Annotated in this window: 9 protein-coding genes; 4 read left to right on the plus strand and 5 right to left on the minus strand. The window is 66.2% G+C overall.

The genetic code is table 11. From position 1 onward, the window contains the following. Positions 1–68: 68 nt before the first annotated feature. Together VGN62_RS16080 and VGN62_RS16085 are read right to left on the minus strand one after the other, a co-directional pair. Positions 69–977, minus strand: a complete 909-nt coding sequence (locus VGN62_RS16080) for a hypothetical protein (RefSeq protein ID WP_327455703.1) — start codon at positions 975–977, stop codon at positions 69–71. Between the two features lie 217 nt (positions 978–1194). Continuing rightward, on the minus strand, positions 1195–2616 hold the full coding sequence (locus VGN62_RS16085) for a glycosyl transferase family protein (protein ID WP_327455705.1): 1422 nt from the start codon (positions 2614–2616) through the stop codon (positions 1195–1197). 137 nt (positions 2617–2753) lie between these two features. On the opposite strand from VGN62_RS16085, the gene nhaA reads away from it, so the two are divergent. Further along, the gene (nhaA, locus tag VGN62_RS16090) at positions 2754–4037 is read left to right on the plus strand and encodes a Na+/H+ antiporter NhaA (RefSeq protein WP_327455707.1); all 1284 of its coding nucleotides are present in this window, start codon (positions 2754–2756) and stop codon (positions 4035–4037) included. Next, a complete protein-coding gene (locus VGN62_RS16095) occupies positions 4037–5380 on the plus strand; it encodes a hypothetical protein (protein ID WP_327455709.1) in 1344 nt (447 codons plus the stop codon). The genes nhaA and VGN62_RS16095 overlap by 1 nt, the downstream gene beginning before the upstream one ends. Positions 5381–5396: 16 nt before the next feature. On the opposite strand, the gene VGN62_RS16100 is transcribed toward VGN62_RS16095, so the two are convergent. Continuing rightward, positions 5397–7136 (minus strand): D-aminoacylase, encoded by a 1740-nt coding sequence (locus VGN62_RS16100; protein ID WP_327455711.1) that lies wholly within the window; start codon positions 7134–7136, stop codon positions 5397–5399. A 140-nt stretch (positions 7137–7276) separates the two neighbouring features. On the opposite strand from VGN62_RS16100, the gene VGN62_RS16105 reads away from it, so the two are divergent. Then, on the plus strand, positions 7277–8026 hold the full coding sequence (locus VGN62_RS16105) for a methyltransferase (RefSeq protein ID WP_327455713.1): 750 nt from the start codon (positions 7277–7279) through the stop codon (positions 8024–8026). A gap of 3 nt (positions 8027–8029) precedes the next feature. Then, on the plus strand, positions 8030–8341 hold the full coding sequence (locus tag VGN62_RS16110) for an alkylphosphonate utilization protein (protein WP_327455715.1): 312 nt from the start codon (positions 8030–8032) through the stop codon (positions 8339–8341). Here VGN62_RS16110 and VGN62_RS16115 read toward each other — a convergent pair. Then, complete coding sequence (locus VGN62_RS16115; RefSeq protein ID WP_327455717.1) at positions 8298–8861, minus strand: cupin domain-containing protein; 564 nt, start codon at positions 8859–8861, stop codon at positions 8298–8300. The two genes, VGN62_RS16110 and VGN62_RS16115, sit on opposite strands and share 44 nt — an antisense overlap. Positions 8862–8926: 65 nt before the next feature. Further along, a partial coding sequence (locus VGN62_RS16120; RefSeq protein ID WP_327455719.1) for an acyl-CoA dehydrogenase family protein occupies positions 8927–9308 on the minus strand: 382 nt, incomplete at its 5' end.

Below are 9308 nucleotides of genomic sequence, written 5' to 3' on the forward strand. Positions count from 1 at the left end.
GATTCCAAGGACCCTAGACCATTTTTCCGGGGTGGGGAATCGGCTGTCGCGCCTTATTTCACGCTGGATCAGAAGTCGGCGGCGAGGGTCAGGGCAAGCCCGCTTTCGGGGCGCGCATCGCCCGCGACCCGCTGGCGCCAGTCGAGCGCGATGCGGCCGCCCTCGCCCACTTGCGGAACGCGCAACGTCAGCCGCGGACCGACATCGACACGCGCCGCGCCCGGCTGCACCGCCCCCGCGGCCAGCGCGCCGAGCCGCAGCGGCGTGGTTTCGTCTGGTCCGAGACGGTGATCGACGACGACTGCGCCGTCGGCGAACCCGTCGCGTCGCCGCGTCCCGACGACCCCCGCCTGCGCATAAGCGTCGAGCCGGAAGCCGGCGGGCAGTGCGACCGCGGACACCCCGCCGCTCGCCATGACCGCCAACGCCGTGCGTCCTTCCTTCCCGACTGCGACCCGCTGTTCGATCGCGACATCGACCGGCAGGCGCGCTAGCGGCGCAAAGGCGAGGCCGAACGCGATCTCGCGCTGCGCGGGCCGCTGGACCGCGATCGTTGCGCGGCCATAGGCGCGCGCCCGACCCGTCTCGCCAAAACCATAGGCGAGGCGCAGCCCGGCCTGGCTTCCGCCAAGCTGGCTCGCCGCGCCGATCGCATCGGGCGCATTGCCCGACCCGTCGCGCAGATAGAGCCAACTGCCGAGCGACCAGCTCGACAGCTGTCGCCGGATCCAGAAGGGTTTGCCCTGCCCCGGCTCCACCCGCGTCGCTGGGGAAAAGGGGAAGAAGGCGCTGCCGGTTCCGACGGCCGCACGCGTTGCGCCGCCGGGCGCCGGCGGCAACAGCCGCGCCATCAGCGCGAGGCGAAGACTGTGACGGTCGGCCCCGAGTCCCCTCAAGACGGCTTCGTCATCGACCGGCGCGGGTACGCTGGCCATCGCGGAAGGCGGCACCGAAATCGCAACCGGTCGCGCCGTCACTGCCGGCGCCCGCGTCCCGGATATTGGGGGCCGGTCGTATGGAACGGTACTGACCGCAAAGGGGGAAGGCGGCATCCATGGCGCCGTTGCCGCATGGGGGGCAACGACAGGGCGGGATTCCACAGCATCATGACCCGCAGGACAATCCAGCCGCCGACGCACAGCAGCAGGAAGCGCAATGCCGGCGCATCGCGGCGCGCGTCGGCGCGGCGCACCATCATCGCACCACCACCCGTGCGAGCGCGTCGCCGGGCGCGCCCTCATTGTCCTCATGCGGGGTCTTGTCCCAGACGACCTCGCCCGACCGCAGCATCCGCCAGTAGAGCACGACCGCGCGCCGCGCGGCGAGCATCGCGATCACATTGGCGACGAAGGCGCGCGGCAGCGCCAGCGCCGCTTCGCGCCAGCCGTACCAGCGCGCCGTAAAATGGGCGCGGATCGCCATGCGCCAGCCAAGCAGCATCGCGTTGAACGCCAATAGCAACCGCATGCCGTCGCCGAGCGGGGCTGCCGTCCAACTCAGCAGCTCCTGCCCCGCCCAACCGATCGCGGTGACAATCAGCCCGGCATAAGCGGCGAGCAGGACAAGCGCCGCGAGCGGCGCGCGGCGATCGCGCCACAACATCCAGCGCGCAAGCCATGCGCGACCGGAAGAAAGCCTGTCCCCGGCCTGCCGCGATCCCGGCCAGCCGAGATGATCCCAGCCCGCCAGCGCGATCCCCGCGACCCAGCGCGCCTTCTGCTTCACCGCGGCATCGACCAAGCCGGGAAAGGTGCCGCGCGACACGATCCGGTCGCCCGCCGGCCCGGTCGCTTCGACGAAGCGCGCGCCAAGACCATAGGCACCGATCACCATGCCGACCTCATAATCCTCGGTCAGGCTGTCGCAGCGAAAGGGATCGCCGCCGCGCTCAATCGCCAGCAGCGCCAGCGCGGTGCGCGTCAGCGCGCAGCCGACCCCCGCCGACGGCAGCGGCATGCCGAGGCGTGAGCGAACGACCAGTTCCTTGCCATGCGCTTCGGCAAACTCGTCGCCATAGTGCCCGCCGACCCAGCGCGAGCCGCGCGCGACGAGCGGCACCACCGGAATTTGCACCATGGCATTTTCGCCAAGGTGGCGGCGATACAGGGCGAGCTCGCCGGGATGGACATGATCTTCGGCATCGTGGAGGACCACGGCGGCAAAGCGCATGCCCTCCGCGCGCTCGTCCTCGCCCAGCGCCGCCCACAAGCGGTTGAGATTATCGCCCTTGGTCGTCGGCCCGTCGCGGCCCCCGATGACGAGCCGCAGCCGCCGGTCGCGAGCAATCAGCGGCGATATGGCAAGGAGCGTCGCGGCATCGTTGGGATAGCAGCCGACATAAAGGCGGACATCCTCTCCGTCCCATGCGCCGAGAGTACGGCGCAGCATCGCGGGCAGCACCGCGGCTTCGTCCCACGCGGGTATGAAGACCGCGAACCGGCCGTCGAGCGGCGGTGTATCGACGCGGTCGATCCCGCGGCGGCGCGTCGCCATCCAAAATGCGTCGAACAGCAGGTCGTCGAGCCCGATCAGCAGGATCCCGACCGACGCGAACAGCATCAGTTCGTAGCCAGCCCCGAGCACCAGCCATTCCAGCCATGCGGTCGACAGCTCCACCCTGCTAGCCCGCCCCCACCGGTGACATGACGTCATCCAAGCCGATAGTGCTAATGACCGACGGGAATTTGTAAAGCGGGGTAGCCCTCGTTAGTTAACCTCGCCGTCCCGGAACGAACCAAGGAATGACTTCACCCATGAGCCGCGATTTTCCGCCCCGCTCCGCGTTGCGCGATTTTCTCGAAAGCGAAAGTGCGGGCGGCATGCTGCTCATTTTCGCAGCCATTTTGGCGATGATTGTCGCCAATTCGCCGCTCGGAACGCTGTATCACGACGCGATTCACGCCGAAACCGGCCCCGTCCTGACCGACAAGCTCGGACCGATGACCGTCCACCTGTGGATCAACGACGGGTTGATGGCGATTTTCTTCCTGCTCGTCGGGCTGGAGATCAAACGCGAGTTCGTCGACGGGCGGCTCGCGAGCTGGGACCGGCGGCGGCTGCCCTTCATTGCCGCAGCGGCGGGGATGGCGGTGCCCGCAGTCCTCTATATGGGCTTTGCCGGCGGCACGCCCGGCCTCGCGCAGGGTTGGGCGATCCCCGCCGCGACCGACATCGCCTTTGCGATGGGGGTGCTCGCGTTGCTCGGCAAGCGCGCCCCGACCTCGCTCAAGCTTTTCCTCGTCACTGTCGCGATCGTAGATGACATGGGCGCGGTCGCGATCATCGCGCTGTTCTACACAGCGAAGATCAACCTCGTTGCCCTGGCCGCCGCCGCGGCCATCCTCGGCGTCATGTTCGCGATGGGCCGGATGCGCGTGCGGAGCCTGCCGCTCTACCTGCTGATGTTCGTTTTCCTCTGGTACGCAATGCTGCTGTCGGGCGTGCACGCGACGATCGCCGGGGTGCTCGCCGCGATGGCGATCCCGTTCGAGCACACCCCCGGCGCCCCCGACAGCGCGACCTCGCCGCTCCACCGGCTCGAACATGGCCTCCACCCGTGGGTCGCCTTTGCCATCGTGCCACTGTTCGGCTTCGCCAATGCCGGGGTCGATATCCGCGGGATCGGGGTCGACCAGCTTTTTGCGCCGCTGCCGCTCGGCATCGCGGCGGGGCTGTTCCTCGGCAAGCAGATCGGCATTTTCGGCAGCGTCTGGCTGTCGGTCAAGCTCGGCATCGCGGGCAAGCTGCGCGGCGCGACCTGGCTGCAGGTCTATGGCGTCGCGATGCTGTGCGGCATCGGCTTCACGATGAGCCTGTTCATCGGCGGCCTTGCCTTCCCCGGCGACGCGCTGCTGGTCGAAGAGGCGAAGATAGGAATCCTGATGGGGTCGCTCGCGGCAGCACTGGCGGGCTTCGCGGTGCTCCGCTTCGCGCCGCCGCATCCCGAACATGGGGCAGTCGAAAGCGAATCGGATGCCGAGATCGCCGCAGACGGCGATGTGCGTGACACCTCCGAAACGCGCGCTATGGCGGACTGATGCGCAAATTCGTCATCCTGTCGCTGCTTGCCGCCCTGTCGGGCTGTGCCGCAAACGAAACAAAAACGCCGCCGAAACCCGGGGTCGCGACGCTCGACGTGCGCCGCACCGCCGCCTCGACCAAGGCGCTCGACGAGATTGCGGCCGCCTATCTGCGCCTGACGCTCGAAATCGGGACGCACGAGGCGGGCTATATCGACGCCTATTACGGTCCGCCCGAACTCAAAGCTGCCGCCGAAGCCGCACCGCGCGACAAGCCTGCGCTGCTCGCCGCAACGCGCGAGTTGATGGCACAGATCGACCTCGCGGCGCGGCGCATCCCCGACCCGCTCGAACGCCGCCGCGCGACGTTCCTGCGCGCCCAGCTTCGCGCCGCCGAAACGCGGCTGCAGATGATGCAGGGTACGCGCTTCGCCTTCGCCGACGAAGCCGAAAGGCTGTTCGGCGTGCGGCCGCGGCTGAAGCCGCTCGCAAGCTACGACCCCGAACTCGCGAAGATCGAGGCGCTCGTGCCCGGCAACGGCGCCCTCCCGGATCGCGTCGAGGCCTATCTCGACGCCTTCACCATCCCGAAGGAGCGGTTGCAAAAGACCTTCGACGCGGCGATCGCGCGTTGCCGCGGGCGCAGCATGGCGCATATCCCAATGCCCGAAGGCGAGAGCTTCCGGCTCGAATTTGTCACCGGCAAGAGCTGGAGCGGCTATAATTATTACCAGGGCGGCTATCACAGCCTGATCCAGGTCAACACCGACCTGCCAATCCGCCTGTCGCGCGCGCTCGATCTCGGCTGTCACGAGGGCTACCCCGGTCATCACCTCCTCAACATGAAGCTCGAGGAAAAGCTGGTGAAGGAGCGCGGCTGGAGCGAGTTCAGCGTCTATCCGCTCTACAGCCCGCAAAGCCTGATCGCCGAGGGAAGCGCCAACTACGGCATCGACCTCGCCTTCCCCGAAAGCAGCAAGGCCGACACCGAACGCGATGTACTGATGCCGATTGCCGAGATCGCGGTGCCGTCCGACAATCGCTACTGGCAGCTGCTCGCCGCGATCAAACGCGCGTCGGGCGCGCGGCTGACAATCGCGCAGCAATATCTCGACGGCGAAATCGACCGCCCGACCGCGGTCGCGCTGACGCAGAAATATCTGCTCGTCTCGGCCAAGCGCGCCGAACAGTCGGTGAGCTTCACCGACCAGTATCGCAGCTATGTGATCAACTACGGCCTCGGCGAGACGATGGTCCGCGCTTATGTCGAGCGCGGCAAACCGTCGCGCGACGAAATGTGGCGGCGCATGGCAAAGATCGTCAGCGAACCGACATTGCCTTCGGATTTGCTGGGGCGGTGACGCCCGAGGCGGCGGATTACTCCGCCGCCATCGCCATTTCGACGCGCTGCGGGCCGCGGATGACGCCGCCGGGGGTAGGCCCCTGCATCGCGCCATCGCGGAAGGTCACGACCCCGGACTTCACGGTCGCGACATAACCGTCGGCCTTTTGCAGCAGGCGCTTGCCGCCCGCGGGAAGGTCGAACGCGAGCCAGGGCTTGCCGAGCTTGATCGCGTCCATGTCGATCACGTTCAAATCGGCGAGATAACCGGGCGCCAGCACGCCGCGATCTTCGAGGCCATAGAGCAACGCGGTATCGCGGCACTGGCGCTTCACCGCATGTTCAAGCGCGATGCGATGGCCTTTGCGGTCGCGCACCCAGTGCTGGAGCATGAAGGTCGGCGAGGCGGCGTCGCAGATCGTGCCGCAATGCGCGCCGCCGTCCGAGAGGCTGTTCACCGTGTCGTCCGATGCCTGCAGGTCCTCGAGGAAATTGAGGTTGCCGTCGCGGTAGTTCAAAATCGGGAAATAGATGAAGCCCTTGCCGTCGTCCTTCATCAAGAGGTCATAGGCATATTCGGCCGGCGAGACGCCCGCCGCCGCGGCGCGGCCCGCGATGCTCTCGTCCATCTTCGGCTCATAGTTGAAATCGGGGTCCATCTCGAACTGCACCGGCCAACCGAGCGCGACGACCTTGAGGAAGTCGATGATGTCGCTTTCGGGCCAGATATTCTCCTCTTCGATCATCCGCGCCTTGAACGCCGGGTCTTTCAGTTTCGCGAGCTGCTGCTCCCACGGCAGGTCGATGATCTCGTTCCACGCGGGCTTGAAGCGGAACGGATGCACCGTCCCCTGCCACGCCATGATCACGCCGTTGCCGCGCAGCGCGATCTGCGCAACGATATTCGCGCCGGTCGCATTTTGTTTGCGCATTTCCGAGATTTGTTCCTCGAGCGGCAATTCCTTGGCGATTGATTGCAGCGCCGCAAAGGTCACCGGCAATCCGGTCTCGCGGCTCAAATCGCCCATCCACTGGAACTCGTTCCACTCGCGCTTCATGTCGCTCGCCATCTCGAACACGCCATAACCGACACGCCCCATCGCGCGGCCGATCGCGATCAACTCCTCGGCGGTCGCGGTCGTGCCGGGGACGAGCTCGCCGTCGATCGACTTGTGGAGCACGGTGCGGCTGGTCGAGAAGCCGAGTGCGCCCGCGCGAACGCCTTCCTCGACGATGCGCGACATTTCGGCAATGTCCTCGTCGGTCGGGATCGCGCCCGGCTTTTCACGGTCGCCGAGCACATAGGCGCGCACTGCGCCGTGCGGGACGTGGCACGCGACATCGACCGTGCGCGGCAGCCGTTCGAGCGCATCCATATATTCGGGGAAGGTCTCCCAGTCCCACGACATGCCTTCGGCGAGCGCGGTGCCGGGAATATCCTCGACACCCTCCATCAGCGAAATCAGCCAGTCGTGGCGGTCGGGCTTGGCGGGAGCGAAGCCGACGCCGCAATTGCCCATCACGACGGTGGTGACGCCGTGCCAGCTCGACGGCGCCATTTCGGCATCCCATGTCGCCTGCCCGTCATAATGGGTGTGGACGTCGACGAAGCCGGGGGTAACGATCTTGCCGGCGGCGTCGATCTCTTCGCGCGCCGCGCCGAGGTTTTCGCCGACCGCGACGATGCGGTCGCCATCGATCGCGACATCGGCGACAAAGGGCGCTCCGCCCGAACCATCGACGACGGTGCCGCCGCGAATCACCAGATCATGCATGTCCGCTCTCCCAAGCTTTTTGGCCAGATTTTTTAGTTTCACGAAGAAACCTATCATCAAAATCGCGAGATGCAAATATGCGCGCGGGGCGCGCGGCAAACCGCTATGATGACCTGATCAACAGCATGGGAGTCGCTGTCATGATCCGCCCGCTTACCCTCGCCCTGATGCTCGCCGTTTCGGCGATCCCGCTCGCCGCCAAAGAGTCGGCCGCCCCCAGCCACAAGTCTGCGCTAGCCGATCCGGCACGCCCCGCCGCCGACCGGACCCGCGACGCGGCGCGCAAGCCCGCCGAACTGCTCGCCTTCGCGCAGGTCAAGCCCGGGCAGAAGGTCGGCGACTATGTAATGGGCGGCGGTTATGTCACCCGCCTGCTCGCCGCGGCGGTCGGCCCGTCGGGCAAGGTCTATGGTTTCCAGCCCGCCGAATTCATCGCGTTCAAGAAACAATATGGCGACGATCAGGCCGCGGTCGACGCCGCCTATGTCAATGTCGACGCCGTCGCCGGGCCGTTCGCGGCGCCCGCCTTTCCCGAACCGCTCGACACGATCATCACGGTGCAGAATTTCCACGGCCTGTACCTCAAGCCCTTCCCCGCAGGGACCGGGGACAAGGCGAGCGCGGCGCTGTTCGCGGCGCTCAAGCCCGGCGGCACGCTGGTCGTCGTCGACCATAGCGCCGCAAAAGGCACCGGCACGACCTTGTCCGACAGCCTGCACCGGATCGACAAGGATGCGGTGGTCGCGACGCTGACAAAGGCGGGCTTCAAGCTCGAAGCCGAAAGTGACCTCTATCGCCGCCCCGCCGATCCGCGTAGCGCCAATGTCTTCGACGACAAGATTCGCGGCAAGACGGACCAGTTCACGCTGCGCTTTCGCAAACCGGGATAAGAGATGAGCAGCGACGACGAAGACTATGTCTATGACGAGGCAAGCGGCGAGTGGATGTCCGCCGGCGATATCGCCGCGCGCGACGCCACCGCAGCCGCCGGTCCCGAGGTGCGTGATGCGGTCGGCAATTTGCTGGCCGACGGAGACTCGGTCGTGCTGGTCAAGGATCTGACCGTCAAAGGCGCGGGGCAGACGTTGAAGGTCGGCACGGTGATCAAATCGATCCGCCTGACCGGCGACGCGCAGGAAATCGACTGCCGCCACGACGGCATCAAGGGACTGGTCTTGCGCGCGGAATTTGTGCGGAAGCGCTAGGCACGCCCGGAAGGCGGGGTTTCCGAATTCCAGTTGGGCCGCGCGGATCCATCCCGGCAACGACCTTGTCCCAATAGGCTTCGGTCCGGCCCTGAAATTTCATGTCGAAGCTTTCGACCGTCCGGAATTCGAGCACCTCGACGCCATCGGGGCCAGGTTTGTACGTGTAAGGCACGTCGCTGCCGACGAAGAAGCCGTCGCCTGCGCCCAGTTCCTCGGTCCCGAGCTTCAACGAGCCCGCGATGATATAATAGAGACAGTCGGCATTGTGGCTGTGCAGCGGCAGGGCGAAGCCGCTTTTGAACCAGGCATAAGTCAGGCTCATATGCGGGAGCGAGAACAGCACCTTCGTGATATTGCCTTCGCCCACGCCGGCTTCGACCCAGCGGCCGATGCCCGCCTCGACGATCGGCGTCAGTCCAGCGAGCGTCATCTTGTCGGTTTCGTTGAGGTCGGGCGCGTCGGCTCCGCGAAACACCCGGAACGACGTCGCATCCTTCGCGCGGTCGGCTTCGGCCATGGCTCTCTCCTCATCCGTTCGTTGCGCCGATCATGCCGCAACCGGACAAGGAGAGTCCATCCCGGTCAAAGCTTTCCGATCGTATCTTTTCCTGGCCCCAGATATCCGAACAGATAGGCAGCGACTTTCCGGATTTGTATTTCTTCGGCGCCTTCGGTGATGCGGTATCTGCGGTGGTGGCGATAGATGTGCTCGAACGGTTTGTGGCGCGAGTATCCGATGCCGCCATGGACCTGCATGGCGCGGTCGGCGGCTTCGCAGCAGAGGCGGTTCGCCCAGTAGTTGCACATGCTGACCTTGTCGGAAAGGGTGCGCTCGACCTGTTTGTGCTCCGTGTTGTCCATGTCCCACGCGGTCTTGCGGATGAGCAGGCGGAGCATCTCGGCCTGCGTCGCGAGCTCGACGAGCGGGAACTGGATCGCCTGGTTCTTCGCCAGCGCCTCGCCG

The organism is Sphingopyxis sp. (assembly GCF_035998905.1).
Taxonomy (GTDB): domain Bacteria; phylum Pseudomonadota; class Alphaproteobacteria; order Sphingomonadales; family Sphingomonadaceae; genus Sphingopyxis.